The sequence below is a fragment of the Sphingopyxis sp. genome, assembly GCF_034380315.1.
Lineage (GTDB): Bacteria > Pseudomonadota > Alphaproteobacteria > Sphingomonadales > Sphingomonadaceae > Sphingopyxis.
Genome location: NZ_JAXMPB010000007.1, coordinates 186,072 through 204,831 on the forward strand (window position 1 = coordinate 186,072; position 18,760 = coordinate 204,831).

Annotated in this window: 13 protein-coding genes; 4 read left to right on the forward strand and 9 right to left on the reverse strand. The window is 63.4% G+C overall.

Annotated elements, in window-relative coordinates; all coding sequences use genetic code 11:
- The first annotated feature begins 57 nt into the window (after positions 1 to 57).
- Entirely contained in the window at positions 58 to 1,839 is a 1,782-nt protein-coding gene (locus tag U0S50_RS14235) for a cation:proton antiporter (protein ID WP_416194996.1), read from the forward strand.
- A gap of 64 nt (positions 1,840 to 1,903) precedes the next feature.
- Here the strand turns inward: U0S50_RS14235 and U0S50_RS14240 are convergent, their stop codons facing one another.
- Positions 1,904 to 4,840 (reverse strand): M16 family metallopeptidase, encoded by a 2,937-nt coding sequence (locus U0S50_RS14240; RefSeq protein WP_322309429.1) that lies wholly within the window; start codon positions 4,838 to 4,840, stop codon positions 1,904 to 1,906.
- A gap of 101 nt (positions 4,841 to 4,941) precedes the next feature.
- Here U0S50_RS14240 and U0S50_RS14245 point away from each other — a divergent pair, with 101 nt between their 5' ends.
- Positions 4,942 to 5,805: a carbon-nitrogen hydrolase family protein gene (locus U0S50_RS14245; RefSeq protein ID WP_322309430.1), complete on the forward strand. Its 864-nt coding sequence runs from the start codon at positions 4,942 to 4,944 to the stop codon at positions 5,803 to 5,805.
- Positions 5,806 to 5,892: 87 nt separating this feature from the next.
- Here U0S50_RS14245 and U0S50_RS14250 read toward each other — a convergent pair whose 3' ends face one another.
- Together U0S50_RS14250 and U0S50_RS14255 are read right to left on the reverse strand one after the other, a co-directional pair.
- Positions 5,893 to 6,120, reverse strand: coding sequence for a hypothetical protein (locus U0S50_RS14250; protein ID WP_322309431.1), 228 nt, complete (start codon positions 6,118 to 6,120; stop codon positions 5,893 to 5,895).
- 173 nt (positions 6,121 to 6,293) lie between these two features.
- Entirely contained in the window at positions 6,294 to 7,091 is a 798-nt protein-coding gene (locus U0S50_RS14255) for an NUDIX hydrolase (RefSeq protein ID WP_322309432.1), read from the reverse strand.
- 97 nt (positions 7,092 to 7,188) lie between these two features.
- On the opposite strand from U0S50_RS14255, the gene U0S50_RS14260 reads away from it, so the two are divergent.
- Complete coding sequence (locus U0S50_RS14260; protein WP_322309433.1) at positions 7,189 to 7,833, forward strand: DUF4126 domain-containing protein; 645 nt, start codon at positions 7,189 to 7,191, stop codon at positions 7,831 to 7,833.
- A gap of 42 nt (positions 7,834 to 7,875) precedes the next feature.
- On the opposite strand, the gene U0S50_RS14265 is transcribed toward U0S50_RS14260, so the two are convergent.
- From U0S50_RS14265 to U0S50_RS14275, 3 genes are all read right to left on the reverse strand, one after another.
- The gene (locus U0S50_RS14265) at positions 7,876 to 9,099 is read right to left on the reverse strand and encodes an NAD(P)/FAD-dependent oxidoreductase (RefSeq protein ID WP_322309434.1); all 1,224 of its coding nucleotides are present in this window, start codon (positions 9,097 to 9,099) and stop codon (positions 7,876 to 7,878) included.
- Between the two features lie 134 nt (positions 9,100 to 9,233).
- On the reverse strand, positions 9,234 to 10,268 hold the full coding sequence (locus tag U0S50_RS14270; protein ID WP_322309435.1) for a cupin-like domain-containing protein: 1,035 nt from the start codon (positions 10,266 to 10,268) through the stop codon (positions 9,234 to 9,236).
- A gap of 17 nt (positions 10,269 to 10,285) precedes the next feature.
- Positions 10,286 to 12,844 (reverse strand): family 20 glycosylhydrolase, encoded by a 2,559-nt coding sequence (locus tag U0S50_RS14275; RefSeq protein WP_322309436.1) that lies wholly within the window; start codon positions 12,842 to 12,844, stop codon positions 10,286 to 10,288.
- Between the two features lie 721 nt (positions 12,845 to 13,565).
- Between U0S50_RS14275 and U0S50_RS14280 the strand changes: the two genes are divergently transcribed.
- Positions 13,566 to 14,303: a GntR family transcriptional regulator gene (locus U0S50_RS14280; protein ID WP_322309453.1), complete on the forward strand. Its 738-nt coding sequence runs from the start codon at positions 13,566 to 13,568 to the stop codon at positions 14,301 to 14,303.
- Here the strand turns inward: U0S50_RS14280 and U0S50_RS14285 are convergent.
- Genes U0S50_RS14285 through U0S50_RS14295 form a run of 3 tightly spaced genes read right to left on the reverse strand, consistent with a single transcriptional unit; the run spans position 14,292 to position 18,756 of the window.
- The gene (locus tag U0S50_RS14285; protein WP_322309437.1) at positions 14,292 to 15,782 is read right to left on the reverse strand and encodes a tryptophan halogenase family protein; all 1,491 of its coding nucleotides are present in this window, start codon (positions 15,780 to 15,782) and stop codon (positions 14,292 to 14,294) included. The genes U0S50_RS14280 and U0S50_RS14285 overlap by 12 nt on opposite strands.
- The gene (locus U0S50_RS14290) at positions 15,779 to 17,254 is read right to left on the reverse strand and encodes a tryptophan 7-halogenase (RefSeq protein WP_322309438.1); all 1,476 of its coding nucleotides are present in this window, start codon (positions 17,252 to 17,254) and stop codon (positions 15,779 to 15,781) included. Before U0S50_RS14290 ends, U0S50_RS14285 begins: the two co-directional genes overlap by 4 nt.
- Complete coding sequence (locus U0S50_RS14295; RefSeq protein ID WP_322309439.1) at positions 17,251 to 18,756, reverse strand: tryptophan halogenase family protein; 1,506 nt, start codon at positions 18,754 to 18,756, stop codon at positions 17,251 to 17,253. The genes U0S50_RS14290 and U0S50_RS14295 overlap by 4 nt, the downstream gene beginning before the upstream one ends.
- Positions 18,757 to 18,760 lie beyond the last annotated feature (4 nt).

The window sequence follows — 18,760 nt, forward strand, 5'->3', positions numbered from 1 at the left end:
GATTGATTGGTGCGTCTAGCCAAGGCGCGGCCGTCTGCCTAAGACCATTTCATGGTCATGGAAACAACGGCAGACGGCACGAGCCTTGGCAACGCACTGGTGGTATTGGGCGCGGCCGGGATCGTCATCCCGGCCTTTGCGCGTTTTCGCATCACCCCCGTTATCGGATTCATCCTGGTCGGCCTGTTGGTCGGGCCATCGGGGCTTGGCGCGCTTGCGGGCGATTATCCGTGGCTGAAACATGTCACCATCGGATCGGCCGAAGACATCGCCCTGTTCGGCGAATTCGGCATCATCCTGCTGCTCTTTTCGATCGGGCTCGAACTCTCGTTCCGCCGCCTGTGGGAATTGCGGCGGCTGGTGTTCGGCGTCGGCGCGGCCGAACTGTTGCTGGGCGGCGCCCTATTGGGCGGCGCGCTTTACCTGCTCGGCAATCTGTCGGCGCCCGCCGCGTTCGGGCTCGGCATCGCCCTCGCCCTTTCATCGACCGCGCTCGTAATGCCGATCGCCGGCACCAAATCGGCGGTGGGACGCGCTTCCTTTTCGATGCTGCTGTTCGAGGATCTGGCGATCGTTCCGATCATCTTCATCCTCGGCGCCTTTGCCCCCAACCTCGCGGGCGACAACACCCAGCTGTTGCTGACGACCTTGTGGCAGGGGGCGCTGGTCGTCGCGATCCTCGCCGTGGCGGGCTGGTTCCTGCTGCCGCGCATCTTTGCCCAGGCCGCGCGCGCCAAGGACCCCGAACTGTTCCTGGCGGCAAGCCTGCTGGTCGTGATCGTCGCCGCGCTCGCGACTGCGGCGGTGGGCCTGTCGCCGATTGTCGGCGCGCTGCTTGCCGGGCTGATGATCGCCGAAACCGAATATCATGGCGAGGTCGAGGCAATCACCGCCCCCTTCAAGGGGCTGGCGCTCGGCGTTTTCCTGATCAGCGTCGGCATGGGGTTGAACCTGGAAACCATCGCGCGGCAGTGGCCGATGCTGGTCGTGGCGGTGGTCGGCGTCGTCGCGGTCAAGGCGACGGTGACGGCCCTCCTGCTGCGGTTTTCGGGCGCCCGGCGCGGTACCGCCGCCGAAGTGGGCCTGTTGATGGCGAGCCCGTCCGAAACCACGCTGATCGTGCTGGCCGCCGCATTTCAAGCCCAGCTCATCAGCCGTTCGACCGCCGAATTCTGGCAACTTGTCACCGCGATCGGCCTAACCATTACCCCCCTCCTCGCCCGCGTCGGCCATGATGTGTCGCGGCGGATCGAGATGGGCAGCGACCACCCCGAGGAACTCGACACAACGACCGCGCGCACCATTGTCGTCGGCTTTGGCCGCGTCGGGCGCACTGTCGCCCAATTGCTGCGCGACCATGGCCGTGCCTATATTGCACTCGATGCCGACATCGACGCGGTCGCCGCGGCACGGCGCGACGGATTTGCGATCCGTTTCACCGATGTCGGACGCCCGGGCAGCCTCGACAGGCTAGGCCTTGAACATGCCGAAGCGATCGTGTTGACGATGGACGACCCTGTACAGCAGCTTCGCATGACGCGGCGACTGCGCCAGGCCTATCCGGATCTGTCGATCATCTCGCGCGCCCGCGACTCCGACCATGCCGCCGCCCTGTATCGCGCCGGCGCAACCGAGGCGGTGCCCGAGACCCTGGAAAGCTCGTTGCAACTGGCCGAGGCCGTGCTGATCGACCTGGGAGTCGCGATGGGACCTGTCATCGCCTCGATCCACGATGTCCGCGCGAAGATGCGCCACGACATCATGACCAAGGGCCAGCTCGATCAGGAACCCCGAATCCACCGGCCGCAAATGGCCCATCCGGGCACCGCCGACGGCTGAACCATCCGGGGCGTCGGCGGACAGTACCCGTCCCCGATCGACAAAACTTCGCCCAAACCGCCGATCAGCGCCCGCCGACGACCGCCGGCTCTGCCTTGTCCGCCGCCGATACATCGGCCATCGTCATCCCTTGCGGCAGGATCGACAGCGACCATTGCCGCGCGGGCGCCAGATACTCTCGGGCAAGCCGCTGGACATCGGCGGCCGTCACCGACTGGACATCGTCCTGGATCGACAGGGCGTTCGCCGCGACCTGCGGATTGCGCGTCGCCCCTTCCAGCAGGAACATCCAATAGACATTGCCGGTCGACGCCCGCGCCACCTGTTCACGGATCGGGCCGACATTGCGAGCAAGCTCGTCATCGCTGACCGGGTTGGCAGCGAGGTCGGCGGCGATATCGCGAGCAATGGAATAGAAGCGACCGATATCCTTGGGCGCCAACAAACTGCCGACGAGCAGATAGCCGCCGCTGCCGTCGAACCCGGTCGGCCAGTGACTGTCGACGACGGGACCATAGCTTGCCCCCTGTTCGGCGCGCAGCCGGTCGAAAAGCCGATCGTTAAAGATGGCGGCGAGCACCTCCATACCGCGCGCGTCACGCGGATTGGCGATGCCCCCGCTCGTCGGCCAAGCGGTCATCGCCGCCGCCTGCCCCTTTTCACCGCGATGATAGGCGAGCGCAGGTTCACGCACAGGCTTTGCAAAGGCCACCGTCTGCCCCCGATCGGGCGCGATAGCCTTGCGCGGGGGGAGCGCGCCCACAGTTTCAGCCAGAATATTGCGGTAATCGACCGATGACAGGTCGCCGAACAATTGCACCTCGATGGGGCCGCTGGCGAGACGCGGTTCCCAAAAGGCGCGAAAGGCCGCCGGGGTCAGCGCTTCAATCTCGGCCCGCTCGGGCGGTGCCCAGCGGCTGTCATTGCCAGTCAGCCAGCCACGAAGATTACGGTCGAGGACCGCATTGGGCGTCGCATCATTGAGGTCAAAGCCGGTGAGATAGCCGATCCGCAGCCGTTCGACCGGCGCGGTGTCCCAGCGCGGCTTGGCAAGCTTGCCCGCAATCAGCTTCATCTGGTCGGCCAGATCGGCGGGACGGCTTTCCGCCGAGAGCTCGAACGCGTCATCGTCGATATCGAAATTGATCTGAATCTGACGTCCGTTGGTCAGTTGGTCGATTTCATTCTGCCCCCATGGGCCGACCCCGCTCGCCACCAAGGCATAATCGCCGGTCCACAACAGATTGGGTGCATCGGCGGCCACGCTGCGATTGCCGCTGCCAAATCGAACATTGACCCGCACCTTGCCGGGTTCGACCCGATTGTCCGAAACCAGCGCGGTCACGCCATTCGCAAATTCGATCCGTTCGGCGCGCAGCCCTGGAAGCGGCGTAGACGCGACGATTTCTCCGGTCGAGCCCGGCAGTTCAAGCTGTTTAAAATCGACCTTCACGTCGGACAGTCGGTCATCCCGCACGGTCGCAGGGGCAGCCAACGCAGCCAGCAGCGCACCATCACCACCATCGACCGGCGTGGGCGTGGTCAGCACAAGCCGCGTGACCGGAGCGCTGAACACCGCACGGCTCAATTCCAGCATCACCTGGGGCGTCGCGGCGGCGCGAATATCGCGGAACAGGTCCACCTGCCCCTGCGGGCTTGTCACCACTTCGTTAATGTCGACCGCGCGGACCAGATCATCGGCAAGCCGGGCGCCGGGTTCATTGCGCGCATTCTCCAGCTCCTTGCGCAAAAAGGCCTCTATCTCATTCGCCTCGCGATCGATGTCGGCTTGCGACGGCGCGTTCTGGATCGCATCCGCGATGACCCCGCGCACGTCGGCGAGAGCGGCCTTCCAGTCACTCAGCGGCACGATCTGCGTCATCGTGACATCGGCGCTGCGGCTGACATATTCCTGACCGACCGTCGCAACCAGGTAACTTCCGCCGCTGCGCGCCCGATTTTCGAGCCGTCGGTTCACCAGCGCCTGGGCGATATACTCAAGATAGAGTCTGCGGGTGTTCTCGATCGTATCGATGCGCTTTTTCCATGGGCGTATCATCGCCAGCGACAGTGCCGGAGGTTGCCCCGCCTCGACGATCGAACGCGCAACCGGCGCTTTGGGATCGGGCTTTCCGAAATCCGGCTGGGATGGCCTGGGACCGTTTGAAGCCCAGTCGCCGTAATATTTCGCGATCAGGCGTTCGAAATCGGCGGGATCGCCATCGCCCACGATGACGACGACGGCGCGTTCGGGCCGGTACCAGCGCTCGTGAAAGGCGGCGACCGACTTGGCTTCGGCCGCCCCTAGCGATGCGGTCGTCCCGATCGGCGACCGGTCGCCGAGCAACTGGCCGGCAAAAAGATGGGCATTGGTCGCGTCGGCGATCCGTTTTTGCGGTCCGTCCGATTCGCGAAGCTCCGACAAGACAACGCCCCGTTCGGCGGCAACGGCCGCGCCGGAAATGCGCGGTTCGCGTATCATGCCGGACAGAAGCTTCATGCTTTCATCGAGCGTCGCCGGGGTGACGCTGGGAAGATCGAGTTGATAAACAGTCTGGGTCGGGGTGGTCTGGGCGTTGGAATCGCTGCCGAAAGTTACACCGAACCGCTGCCAGATGCGCTTGGCTTCACCATCGGGAATATGCTCCGAACCGCGAAAGGTCAGATGCTCAAGCAAATGGGCATAGCCACGTTCCCGCTCGGTCTCGAACATCGAGCCAACATCCATCCGCACCCGGATCGAAACCTGTCCCGGCGGGACACCGTTGTTGCGCACGGCATAGCGCACGCCATTGGGCAGCGTACCGAACCGCCAGGCCGTATCACGCGGTATGTCGCTGCCTTCGTACAGCCAACCAGCGTCCGTGGTGCGGCCCGCGGTCTTGGCGGCGGCATCCTGCGCCGTGGCGCCGGGAGCTCCGATCAACAGGATCGTCGCGGCACAAGCCGGAAGGAAAACATGAAGGAAACGAAGCGGCTTCGGCGCGGGGGTATAGAACATTGGCGCACTTTATCGCGATCGAAGCTTACTGGCCACTGAACTATCGACGTCACTATCCACGCCGGCTTGCCGTATGAACGGCATCGGCTTAGCCAGAGAATATGCCGACTGCCCCTTCCTCCGCCACGCCCCCCGTCGCCGCTGTCGTTCAGCTCACAAGCGGGATCGACCCCGAAGCCAATCTGGCGACGATCGACGCCGCGCTCGGCGATGCCGCGCGCGCGGGCGCCGCGATGGCCTTTCTTCCGGAAATGTCAGTGCTTCTCGATCGCGACCGCGATCGATCCGCAGTCCATGTCGCGCGCGAGGCGGACAGCCCATGGCCCGCGGCATTTCAGAATATGGCGAAGAAATACGGACTCTGGCTGCACACGGGATCGGTTCCGCTGCTGACCGAAGACGGCAGCCAGCGCGTCAATCGCAGCCACGTCATTGCCAGCGATGGCGATATCCGCGCGCGCTATGACAAGATTCACATGTTCGACGTCGATCTGCCGACCGGCGAAAAATGGACCGAGTCGGCCGCTTATCGTGGCGGCAGCGATATTGTGGTCGTCGACACTCCGGTGGGCCGGCTGGGCCTCAGCATCTGCTATGATCTGCGTTTTCCCGAACTATATCGCGCATTGGTCGAGCGCGGCGCCGAAACCATTGCCGTTCCGGCGGCCTTTACCGTCCCGACCGGCAAGGCCCATTGGCATATATTGCAGCGCGCCCGCGCAATCGAAACCGGCTGTCACGTCATCGCCGCGGCGCAGGGCGGCCAACATGGCGACGGGCGCATGACCTTTGGCCACAGCCTGATCGTCGATCCATGGGGTGCGATTCTAGCAGAGGTGTCGGATGACACCCAGGGCGCCACCCATGCCGTCCGGTTGGCGTCGATTGCACGGGAGACTTATGACAAGGCGGCCAAGGCCATTCCGCTTCAGCGGTCCCGCTCCGCGCGCAACATCATGCTGTAACCGGGAAAAGTGGCCGATCAGCCAAACGCAACAAAGGGCCCTGAACATTGCCCAGAGCCCTCTGCAGATTTGGTATGGCGAACGCTGTTATGCGCTAACCGGATTGTCGTCGTCGTTGTCCGACGCGATCACAATGCCGCCGATGACGGCAGCAAGCGCGATAACCGCGATGATCCAGCTCGAACCTTCGAGTTCGCTCTGGCCTTCAGCAGCCGAAACCGCAAACACGCTGTCGTTCGCCGAAGCGACGACCGGAGCCGCGATCATGGAGGTAGCCGCGAGGGAGATCGCAGCCTTCTTCAGCAGGTTCATCATATTCTCCGTCCACTGGATAAGCTATCTTCGAATCACACCGAGAAGACCCCGATCTGCTTCTGCAACGCCTGTGTAGGCACGGCCGCGCTCAATTGCAACGACGTTCTGCCCCTACACAAGCAATTATTATCAAATCGCTAAGTATCATAAAAGTTGCACGGCCGAACCCGCGCTCAGCTCCGTCGAACCCGCTCGAAAGGCTCGGCTGTCACCGGATAACCGAGATGATCGGGAATGCACAAATGCATCCGGCCGCCGCGCTCCTCGATCCAGGGCGTCACCAGATCGATCGGAAATCCCCCGGCATGGCGCGAAAAATCGTCGAATTTCGGTTCCTTGGCGATTCGCTCCAGATTGCGGCGGGTTGGAAAGATCACCGAAACATCGCCGCGGTCGGCCATGCCAAGCGTGTCGCGCGCGCTCGCCCAGAATATGTGGCTATGTTCGACCTCTTCGACGCTGAGCTCCTGGCTGTGTTCGGGCGCGGCAACCGCGTAGAAGCGCGTATCAAATGTCCGGGATTCCTTGAAATTGGGACACCAGCGGGCAAATGGCACCAGCAGGTCGAGCGCGATACGGTCGCCGCGACTGTCCAGAATATCGGACAATAAGGCTCCGTTGAGCAGAGCACGCCGCACGGTGTCGCTGTCCTTGTCCGACAGCGACGGCCAGCCGACCGCCAGTCCCGTTTCCTCCAGCGTCTCGCGGAGCGCAGCCACCCGGGCTGCCCCATCGGCGTCGCCCTCCACGAAGCCGTGCCTCCGCGCCACGCAATGATCGTCGGGATCGACCCGTCCACCGGGGAAAACCACGGCCCCTGCGGCGAAGGCCATATTTTCCGACCGTTTCACCATCAACAGTTCGTCAGGACCGCCCGCGTCGGCCGGGCGCATGATCACGAGCGTCGCCGCAGCGATGGCGCCGTCGGGGACGATCGCCGCGGCATTCGAAGAGAAAAGCCGATCCGTCATGCGTCTATCGATATACAGTGCCGGTCGGCTTGTCATCCGGGCATCACCGCCCCAAAGTCATGCGTGTCGCAGGCCGCACCACCGACAGGAGGACGCCATGGGAGTCATCGAAATTCTGGGCATAGCCGGCAGCCTGAGCCTGCTGGCCGGCTGGCGCCTGTACCTCACCATCTTGGCCACCGGCATCGCGATGCATTTTGGATGGTTGCCGCTGCCCGAACATCTGCAATCGCTTCAGATACTCGCGAACCCGTGGATCATCAGTGTCGCCGCGGTCGGGACGCTCGCCGAATTTCTGGCCGACAAGATTGCCTGGGTCGATTCGGCCTGGGACGCGGTCCACAGCCTGGTACGGCCATTGGGCGGCGCGCTGTTGGCACTCGCCCTCGTCGATTCATCGGACCCGGTGTGGCAGGTTGTCGCGCTGCTGCTCGGCGGCGGCGGCGCGCTGATCAGCCATGGCGCCAAAGCGACGACCCGAACGGTCGTGAACGTCAGCCCCGAACCCTATAGCAATGTTGCGGTCTCTGCCGGCGAAGACGTCGCGACCACCGGCCTGATCGCCCTGGTGATCGCCTATCCGCCGCTGGCAATCGCCATTGCGCTGCTCCTGTTGATCGCCGCGATTATCGTCACGATCGCGCTCCGCCGCCTGATGCGCAACATCAAGGCAGGAATGAAACGGGTGTTTGCAGATTCGACCGCAGATTCTGTGCCAGCGGGAAGCCAGCAGGACATGTAGCGCAACGCGCGCGCCATACCCGCCGCCCACGAGGAAGATCGGTCAAGCCGGCAGCAGTTCCTTCAGCGGCGTTTCGATATCGGCCAATTGCGCCTCGCTGGCCGCCAGCCCGGCGGTCACGATCATGCGGCCCTGCACATAATCCTTTGCCCGGTTCACGCAATCGATCGCGATCACCCGCCCCGCCTTCAGATAGACGACCGAAAAGCTGCGGGTCGCGGGATCACCGCGCAGAACCGCCTGATCATAGCCGGTCGAAAGGCCGGCCGTCTGGAGTTTCAGATCATATTGGTTCGACCAGAACCACGGGATCGCGTGATAGGGAGCCTCGTCGCCGCAAATTCCCTTGGCGACGACATTGGCCTGATCATTGGCATTCTGCACCGATTCCAGACGGATTTCGGCGCCTTCGGCGAAATCATTCACATGCGCCGCGCAGTCGCCGATCGCGTAAATGTCCGGAAGACTGGTCTTGCACAGCCGATCGACGCGGACGCCATTTCCGCCATCGGCCCCCGCGGCAATCAGCGGCTCGACCGCCGGAACGATCCCGATGCCGACAATGACAAGATCGGCCGGAATCACCTCTCCATCCGCCAACCGGACCCCGGTGACATGGTCGCCGCCCTCGATCGCGGAGACCGCCACGCCGAGGCGCAGATCGACACCATGATCGCGGTGCTCCTGTTCATAAAAGCGCGACAAGGGCTCGCCCGCAACGCGGGCCAGCACGCGGTCCAACGCTTCGAGAAGCACCACTTTTTTCCCCGCCTTGCGAAGGACCGCCGCCGCTTCCAGCCCGATATAGCCGCCGCCGATCACCACGATCTGGCGCGCCGTTTCGGAAGCCGCCTTCATTACATCGGCGTCGGCGCGGGTCCGCACGCCCTGTACGCCGGGCAGATCGCCTCCGGGAATGGGGAGCATCCGAGGCGCGCCGCCGGCAGCCCAGACAAGCTTGCCATAGCCGATCACTTCGCCGTCGCTGGTCGTGACGCTGTGCCCAGCAGAATCAACCGATACAACGCGCTTGCCAAGAAGCATCGTCACATTGCGATCGTCCCAATATTTGGCCGGGCGAATCTGAATTCGCTCAAATTCTTTCTCGCCCGCGAAATATTCTTTCGACAACGGCGGACGTTCATAGGGAAATTCGGGTTCATCGCCGACAATCGCAATGCTGCCTTCGAACTTTTGCGTACGCAGCATGACCGCGACTTGCGCACCGCCGTGCCCGGCGCCGACAATCACCACATCGAAATGCATCGCAGTCCTCTCCCGTCGTCAAGGCGGCGAAAGCCATGTGCAAGGACCGGCGCCGCGCGAGGCGTCCCTTGCACGAGAATGGCATGGGGGCAAGATATGCGCGCCGCGGTTGCAACCTGCGCTAATGCGATGGATCAGTTCGGTGCGCCGCCGCTGCGGCACATGCCGATAACATAGTCGACGATGACGCGATCGCGCTGCGGCGAGGGCGTTCCAAGAACGCCGCGAGCATGGGGCGGCAAATGATCCGCCACTCCTTCCGCCCCATCGCCGAAGACATAATGATCGAACCAGTTGCGCCATGCCGCACGTTCCCCGGCGGGCAATTCGCGGATCGAATGCATGGCCAGCATCAGCGCCGCAAAGGGAAAACGGTCGGTCCGCTGTCCGAACCAGTAATTGACGAGTATGTTGAGCGCGCCTTCGGATCGCACATGATGCCACCACATCGGGGGCATATAAAGCGCATCGCCCGGGGCAAGATCGGCAATCAGCCTGTGCCGCTCCGCCTCCCGGTAGCGCGGATAACGATCATAGTCGGGATAGTCGGGATCGACCATGCTTGTCGGCTGCCCCGCAATCGTCCGTTCGACCGGTCCGACATAAAGATTTGCGATCTGGTCGGGCGGAAACAACGTAAACCGGCGACGGCCGGAGACAACCACCGCGATGTTCGCCGCCATGTCGTAATGCGGTGCGATGCGGCTGGCATTGCCCACCCAGATGCGCGGATCGACGCCGATGTCGAAAGGCAGGCGATTGTCGGCGGCAAAGCCCGCGACGCTGTCGGGAGTCGGCGTCGACCCGGCGTAAAGGCCAGGAGGGGCCATCGCCCCGCGAAGCGTCAGCAAGCGTTCGATCAGCGCACGCATCGGCATCGTTTCGCTGTAAAAATTCACGCCGCGCATGTCGTCGGCGTAGAAATAGCGCCCTGCGGCCTCTGGCGGCGCAACCAGCACCGTCAGCGCGCGGCCGGTATCGCGTTCGGCGATATAGGCGCCCACCGCCTCGTCACCGATGCGGGCAGCCGCGACCGCCGGCCAATGTGCGCCGATCCCGCGAACAATCGCGGGGCGTTCGCCGGCGGCGACGTGCCGCGCCACCGCCGCAACGTCGCCGCCGTCCATCTCGTCGAGCATTCCGCCCGGTTCAGGGAGCGTTGCCGTCACCACCCCGCCGACCGCCCCTATTGAGCCGGTTCGACCCGCACGGCGCGGCTGGCGCGTTTTCCATCGCCAGAGCGGCTGCGCACTTCCACCGGCCCACGGATCGCGACCGGCGCCGTATAGGGCATCCATGCGCCGCCGACCGGACGATATTCGATCGCGGTCCCCGGAAATACGCTGTTCGCTTCCAGCTTGCCGTTCGCAACCCGCGCTCCGGGAGGGGCGACACGATAGTCGATCCCCATCCGCTCCAGCAGAGGCCACTGGGTCGCGACCCGACCGGCAAAGTTGCGCCACCCTTCGTTCAGCGCCGCATGATCGACCCGCTTGTCCTTCCACGCATAGCTTTCTCCCGCCCGATAAGTAGGGGTCCAGGGCGCCGGGCTCCAAGCCCGTTCGGCAAGGGCGAGCAATCGCGGGAAAAGCATGTAATCGACGCGGCGGTCGGTGCGGATCGTCTCGCTCCACAACTGGCCCTGAATCCCGGCGATACGCCGACCATCCTGCCGCACAGGCTGGTCCTCGATCGACTTTTCCTCGGCAAAGATAGTGCGCATCGTCGCGGCGTTGGCGGGCAGGTTTTCGGTCATGAAACCATAAATCTGGTGTTCGTTGACGACCCGCGCCGCCCAGTCATAGCCACCCTCCTCAGGATGCGGCGCATAAGGCATGTCGAGATAGCCAAGATCGGGAATCGACAATACGACCTGCCATCCGCGATTGAGCTGGTCGTGCGTTTCTCGGATCGCGCCGCTGTGCAGAACGGTCCAGATGTTCGTATGAACATCCTTGGGCATTCGGGCCGGGTCGGCATGGCCCATGCCGTCGCTCCAACCGCCGGTGCGAATGCCCTTGGCCGCGAGACTGTTGGCCACGCGCTCGATAAAGCGAGGCGTCAGTTCGCGTGCATCGCCACCGTTTTCAGCGATCATGGCCTTGCACGCCGGCGAGTTCACCCACGCACCGGCCGTCTCGTCCGCACCGAGGTGAAAGGTCTTGAGCGGAGCGCCCGCCTGACGATGCATCGCCGCCAGAGCATCGACCACCGTATCGACAAAATGATAACTACTGGATATGCAGACGTTGAGCGTATTGTCGTTATAATATTGAATACTGCTGTAAACCGTCGTGTCGGCGGGGTCGATCAACCGAAACTCTTCGGCCGCCTTCTTTTTTCCTTCCTTCGACAACCGAGCATAGCGCGCCTCCATCGAACGCACCGCGGCGCGCGAGTGTCCCGGCGTATCGATCGACGGGATCACTTCGATCTGCCGGGCCGTCGCGGCCTTTACGATGGCGACATAATCGGCGACGCTGAGATACCCATCGGCTCCACCCTCGCCATCGGGGCCCGCGCCCAGCTGCGGCAACAAGCAGCGCGTTTCGCCAAGATCGTGGCACCGTTTCGATCCGATATCGGTGAGTTCGGGAAGCCCCGGAATCTCGATCCGCCAGCCTTCGTCATCGGCCAGATGAAGATGCAGGCGGTTCATCTTGTACGCCGCCATCGCCTCGACGATCTTCAGCAACTGGTCGCGGCTGTGGAAATTGCGCCCGACATCGACATGCAAACCGCGAAAACCATAGAGCGGCGCGTCCTCGACACGCAGCGGCCGGAGCCGCCCCCGTTCGAACGTCGCCTGTTGCGTCAACGAGCGCAGCGCATGGCTTGCCCCCGCCGCATCGCGCGCCTCGATCAGGATGCCGCGGGGTGTAACGTCGAGTGCATAGGCCTCTGCCGCCAGCGAAGGCGAACCCACCCGAATGGTCAGCGGCAGCGCTCCGCCTTCGCCCACGCCCGATCCAGCCAGGGCCGTCAACGCGGGCGCGATGGCTTCGCGCGCCACGCCAGACAAGGTCAGCGTGTAGCCGCCGGTCAGATCAATCGGCTTTCCGCTTCCCTGTGACGCCTTGATCGGTTTTGGCAGAATGACGACGCCAGCGGCCTTGGGCGCCGCACGATCCGCCTGCTGTTCGAAAGCCCGCTCAGCGGTCAGCCAGCGCATCTTGTCCGCACCACCCTTGGTCGCCAGCCGTGCCTCGTCCTTGAACGGATCGACGAAGGGGATGTTGTCGAGCCCGGTATCCGGATCGATCACCACCCGGGTCGCCGCAATCGTGCGCGGCTTCAAACCATCGGAAACCAGATAGGCATTCGGCATGGAGCGTTCGATCGAAAATTGAGCGCCAACACCCCACAGTTTGACCACATGCTTCGCGCCGGGGCGCAGCTTGACGCCGGGCTTCAACGTCAGCCGCTGGACGTCGCCGTTGATGTGGCGATGCTCGAAAATATCGCTTTCAACGAGCGGCAGCTGGTTGACGTAGCTGAAATAGAGCGAGAGCCCATCGGTGCCGAGCCCCTGCGGCAATTTGTCAGGCAAGGTCAGCGTGATGGTCGACAAAAAGCAGGCGCCGACCTTTTCGGGGCATGTCGGGTGGTTGTCCACAACCGTCACCCGATATCCGATGGTATCGGCCAGACGGTCCAGCGCGGCTTGCGACGGCGCCTCGCTCGCCAAGGCCGAGGGTGCCGTCATCAACGCGACCGCCATGACCGCCACGCTCACTGCTCGCATATCTCTCTCCCATTCCATAATTTGTATCTAATTTGTCATATAGAAAATATCCGGTCAACGCCTTTCACAATAGGCACAATTTTAAAAGGATAATGGCTATTTTCTCGCCTGTTCCTGTCCATCCCTGCCTCCCATTGCCTTGATTGGTTCCATATTAGTATTGAACAACGGGGCCATTACGGAGCCGGCCCGCGCCCGGTCAGGGTCGGCCATGTTGCGGCGTTTCGTGGATCGAAGAATCGGCGGGGCGAGCCACGGCCGCCGGACGACTGGCAGGCGCTGCCGGTGCCGCAGCGTCGCGACGAAACCGTCGCAGAACCGGTCGCGTCGATCGACACGCCCGGCCCCTCTCCTCTACCGCCATGGATTCGGACAGGAAAAATCACATTGGTCCTATCGCGATATCGTCACAGTCGCCGGGAAAGGCGCGGCCGCACGAGATGTTGCCGTCGCGCGGTGCGCCGCCCGCAACCCTTTAACGCCGAACGCGCCGGGAACGATCGAAAGCGAAGCAAAAATGGTCCCGACAAGCAACGGCGGCATGGGGCCAAGGGAATGGGCCCAGGCCGTTCCGACCATGAACCGACAAGTGCCATGCCGCGCGGAATTCGTGCAACAAGGCCATCAGAATGATTGACGCAACGATACCAATGCAACACATGGGGATATGGCGCCGACAGTGTCTGCCGCCACCTTTGTCGAACCGGATGGAGCATCGTCCTTGTCGTTGATCGAACATGTGGGTCCGCTCCAGAAGGACGACCCCACGCCGCTGTATCTGCAATTGCAAAAGATCCTGCGCGACGCGATCGAAAGCCAGGTGGTCAAGGCCGACGAGGCGATCCCGACGGAACGCGACCTTGCGGAAGAATTTGACGTATCGCGCATCACCGTGCGCAAGGCAATCGACGGACTGGTCGGCGACGGCATCGTGGCCCGGCGACGCGGCGCAGGCACATTCGTTACCCGGCCGCGCGTCGAGAAGAGCTTTTCCAAACTCACCTCCTTTTCGGAAGACATGATCTCGCGCGGGCGGCGGCCCCACAGCGAATGGGTCAGCAAGACGATGGGGAGCGTGACGCCGGAAGAGGCGCTGTCGCTGGGTTTGTCGCCAGGGTCGCTCGTCTATCGCTTCCATCGCATCCGCTATGCCGACGATACGTCGATGGCGCTCGAATATGCGACGATCCCCGCTTATTGCCTGCCGTCGGTCGAAACGGTGGGCGCGTCACTCTATGAAGCGCTGGACGCAGCCGGGCATCTGCCGGTTCGCGCGCTTCAGCGACTTCGCGCTATCGCATTCAGCGCCGAGCAGGCGGAAATTTTGGGTATCGAGCCGGGGTCCCCCGGTCTGCTCATCGAGCGGCGCGGCTTTCTAGCCGACGGGCGCACCGCCGAATATACCCAAAGCCTTTACCGGGGCGATTCCTATGACGTGGTTGCCGAACTAAACGGATAAGCCGCGCAAGAAATCCGCATAGCGAGGCATTTGCGCAAGCTGCTCGGCCGTCCGGCCGCGCAAGGTCGCAAATCTGGCCGCCATCTCGGCAGCGGGCAGCGAATCCGCAACGGGATGCCAACTGCGCGGTCGGATGCCCTGCCCGGTCAGCACCGCGTACCAGTTTGTGGGCCCGAACAGGTCGCCCGCTTCGAACAAAATGTTCCCGGTCGCGCGAAACGCCTCGATCCGTTCCGCAAGGCTGTCGGGAATACCCGCCGCCGCGACGTCGCGCCAAAACGGCGTATCCTCGCGTCCGGCCAGCGCATAATGCGCAATCACGAAATCGCGGATGGCCGCATATTCCCGCAACGCATCGCGATTGAAACGGGCAACGACGTGCGGGTCGATCGAATCGCGGGGAAGCATCGACAACAGGCGGATGATCGTCGTCTGCACAAGATGGATCGATGTCGATTCCAACGGCTCAAGAAAGCCGCCCGCCAGCCCGATCGCAACGCAATTGCGGTTCCATATGCGTTTGCGATGCCCGGCCATGAAACGCAGGCGGTTCGCATCGGACAGCGGCGTGCCGTCCAAATGGGACCGGAGCAAATCCTCTGCTTCGTCATGGTCCTGATGCGCGCTTGAATAGACATAGCCATTGCCGTCACGGTGCTGCAGCGGGATATGCCATTGCCATCCGGCGTCGCGGACGGTCGAGCGGGTGAAGGGGGCCGGATCGCCTTCGCGCGTGGTCGGCATCGCAACCGCGCTGTCGCACGGAAGCCAATGGCTCCATTCTTCATAGCCAGTCCCCAGCGCCCCCTCGATCAGCAAGCCGCGAAAGCCGGAGCAATCGACGAACAGATCGCCTGCGATGGTCCGGCCATCGTCGAGGGCCAGTACCTCGATAAAGCCGTCTTCCGTATCCAGTCGCACCTCGGCAACCCGGCCTTCGATACGCACGACGCCCATCCGTTCCGCATAGTCGCGCAGAAAACGAGCATAGGCTGCCGCGTCGAAATGGACAGCATGATGCACCGGACCATAGGCAGTGGCCGGCGCAAAACGCTGCGCGCGTGCAGCCATGCTTTCCAGGCAATAAGCTTCCCAATCAGGATCGCCGCCGGCCTCCAGATGACGAAGCCAGTAATGATGGAAATGGATACCCGCCATCTCCACCCCGAAATATCCGAAAGGGTGAAAATAGCCGTGCCCGTCGCCGCCCCACCCCTCGAACCTTATGCCGAGCTTTACCGTGCCGTTCGTTGCACGCAAAAAGTCGGCAGGATCTATGCGCAGATAGGCGTTGAACTCGTGGATGGGCGGGACGGTCGCCTCGCCTACGCCGACGGTTCCGATCGCCTCCGATTCGACCAGGGTGATCCGGCGCGGCTGCCCGGACAGCGCCCGCGCCAATGCGGCGGCGGCCATCCAGCCGGCGCTGCCGCCGCCGACGATGACGATATCCCGAACGGGGCGCGACCGCGCGCTCATCCGCGTGCGCGCACCAGTGCTTCGGCATGGCTTTCCATCGCCCGCACGTCCGCCGCCACCGCCCCGAGCTGTCGTTGGAATTCGCGCATCAGTGCCGGTTCCTCCACGCTCAATATCTGCGGATCAAATCCACGCGGGACAATGGCATGACCGGCCATGCACAGCGCCCACCCATCCTCGACATGGGCCTCATGCCCGAAATGGGCGAACATTCCGCGCGCGGAAAACAGCTCGATCTTGGCGGCCAGTTCATCCGAAATCGGCCTCGCACGCGCCGCCGACCAAAACGCATCGGCCCGGCCGTTGAGCCGGAAGTGCTGAGCTGTAAAGTCCTTCACGCGCGCCCGGCTACCGTTCAGTTCGCCATTGTAGATGTCCGCTTCCGGCATCGCGCCGCGATCGAGCGGCCAGAGCAGAACAAGCTGTGCCACGCCAAGCTGAAGCAGCAATAGCTCGGCCCCGTCCAGTGGCGGAGGGGTACCCGCGGCGCCCCCGAGCGCGATCACATTTCCGATCCATGGCCGAAGCCGATCGCCCCCCTCGACCATCTCGGCCGCATCATGCACCGGTCGACCGGTCATCGCCCCCAATGCCGTCCGGGCCTCGTCGTCCGAGAGGCACGCGCTATCATAGTGGAATGCGACAGCCGTGCGATCGGCAAGCGGTGTCAACGCCGTCCAGCCAGCACCATGCGCGGCGACGCGACTATAAAGGGGCAGAGGGTCGAACGGCGCAAGCGAGGCCCGGAGCAACCGGTCACATGGAGATGCGTACGGCACCATTTCGTCGTTATCGAGCAGGTCGATCAGCGTCCCCCGCGTATCGACAAACAGATCCGCAGCGATCGTTTCGCCATCGACCCCCACCGCATCCAGCCGCGCAGCATCGTCGGATGGAATCGGACGCACGGATTGTCCCTTGATGATCCGCACCCCGGCAGCCACGCATCCAACCCGAAGCAATCGAGCATAAGCTGCCGCATCAACATGCCAGCCGGTCTTCACCGACTGCCGCGTCGCGGAATCTGCAAGGCCGCCGGTTCGTCCCTGTTTCGCGGCAGCAGCGGCGAGGCAGAAATCTTCCAGCCCCACCCCCAATCCCGCGTGGCGCGCGCGCGTCCAATGCTGAAGGAAAGGCAATGACGCAAACGGCGTACCGGCATCGCCATAGGCATGGAGAAATGCGCTGTCATCGCCGCCCCAACCGGCGAATTGCTGCCCCATGTTGAAGGTCGCGGCGGCCCCGCGCGTCAACGCCCGATCGTCGAGCCCGAGCAGGCGGTGGAAGGTCGCGAGATCGGGCGGCGCCGTCAACGCCGTGTGCGCCGACGGGCCATCGCCCGTGTCGACCCACAATAATTCGACACCCAGCCGCCCGAAAGCGCGTGCGAGCGCGAGCGCAGCCATAGCCGCGGCCACACCGCCGCCATGCACCAGCGCTCGCCGGACAGGTCCCGCGCCAGCCGGGCTCACGGCAGAGGAGCCGGGCAATAGCGGGCCACGAAGTCGGCATGCAGCGGCGCCGTCGCCGCCCCCCGCTCGATCGTCTGCGCCAGTTTGCCGAGCCGGTCGGCCAGTACCGCGTCGGGCATGGCATCGGCCAGACGATCGGCAGCCGCTGGCATGATGCCTTGGCCCACAAACACCGCCTGCCAACTCGGCGGCCCAAACAATCCGTCGCGATACGCCTCGACATAGGCGCGGTTGCGGAAACGCTCGATCTTTGCCGTAAGCGACTGCGGGATGTCCATCGCCGTCACCTGTTGCCAAAGGGGCGCGGCCGGATCGTTCGCGACATAGTGGAGAATCAGAAAATCCCGAATGCGGTCATATTCGACGTCCATCACCCTGTTGAACTCGTTCGGCAGCGCCGGGTCGATGGTGCGGCCCGAGGGCAACAACGTCAGCATATGCATGATCGCCATCTGAACCAGATAGATGCTGGTCGATTCCAACGGTTCGAGAAAGCCGCCCGCCAAGCCCATGCCGACGACATTTTGCGCCCAAGCGTACCGCCGCTTTCCGGCGGTGAAGCGCAGAACGCGCGGTTCGGCCAGCGCCTCCCCATCCAGGCTGGACAGCAGAGCGGCCGCCGCTTCATCGTCCGAAATATACTGGCTCGCGTAAACATAGCCGTTGCCGGTGCGATGCTGGAGCGGGATGCGCCATTGCCACCCGGCCTTGCGGCGTGTCGAGCGCGTATAGGGAGTGAAATCCGTCGACCGCACCGAAGGAACGGCCACCGCGCGGTCGCAGGGCAACCAGTGCGTCCATTCTTCCAATTCCACCCCAAGTGCCTGCCCGAGCAGCAAGGACCGGAAGCCCGAGCAATCGACGAACATGTCGCCTTCGATCCGCGCATCGGATTGCAATGTCACCGCAGCGACACGCCCGCTCTCCGTATCGCGTTCGACGTCGACGATCCGCCCTTCGACACGCTCGATGCCGCGCTCCTCCGCCCACCGGCGCAGGTAGCGGGCGTAAAGAAAGGCATCGAGGTGATAGGCATAGGCGAACGCATTGCGCACATCGTCGGCCTTGCCGGTCGGCAGCATGAAATGATTTTGCCGCGCTGCAACGATCGGAAAACAATAATCGGACAGCGGCGCCGCCGTACCATTGTGATGCGCACGCACCCAATAGCTGAAAAAGTCGGCTTCACCGATCGGGCGACCGAAAGTCCCAAAGGGGTGGATGTAGCGATCCCCCTCGCGCCCCCAATTGACGAATTCGATGCCGAGTTTGAAACTGGCCTGCGTCGCCTGCATGAATTCGACTTCATCAAGACCAAGAAAGTCGTTGAAGTCCTTCATCTGGGGCAGTGTCGCTTCGCCGACGCCGACCGTTCCTATTTCCTCGGATTCGATCAGCCTTATCCGAAAGCGTGACCGGTCCAACTTGGCCGCGCAGGCGGCGGCGCACATCCACCCCGCCGTTCCGCCACCCACAATGACCAGATCGAACCGTCGCCCCATGAGT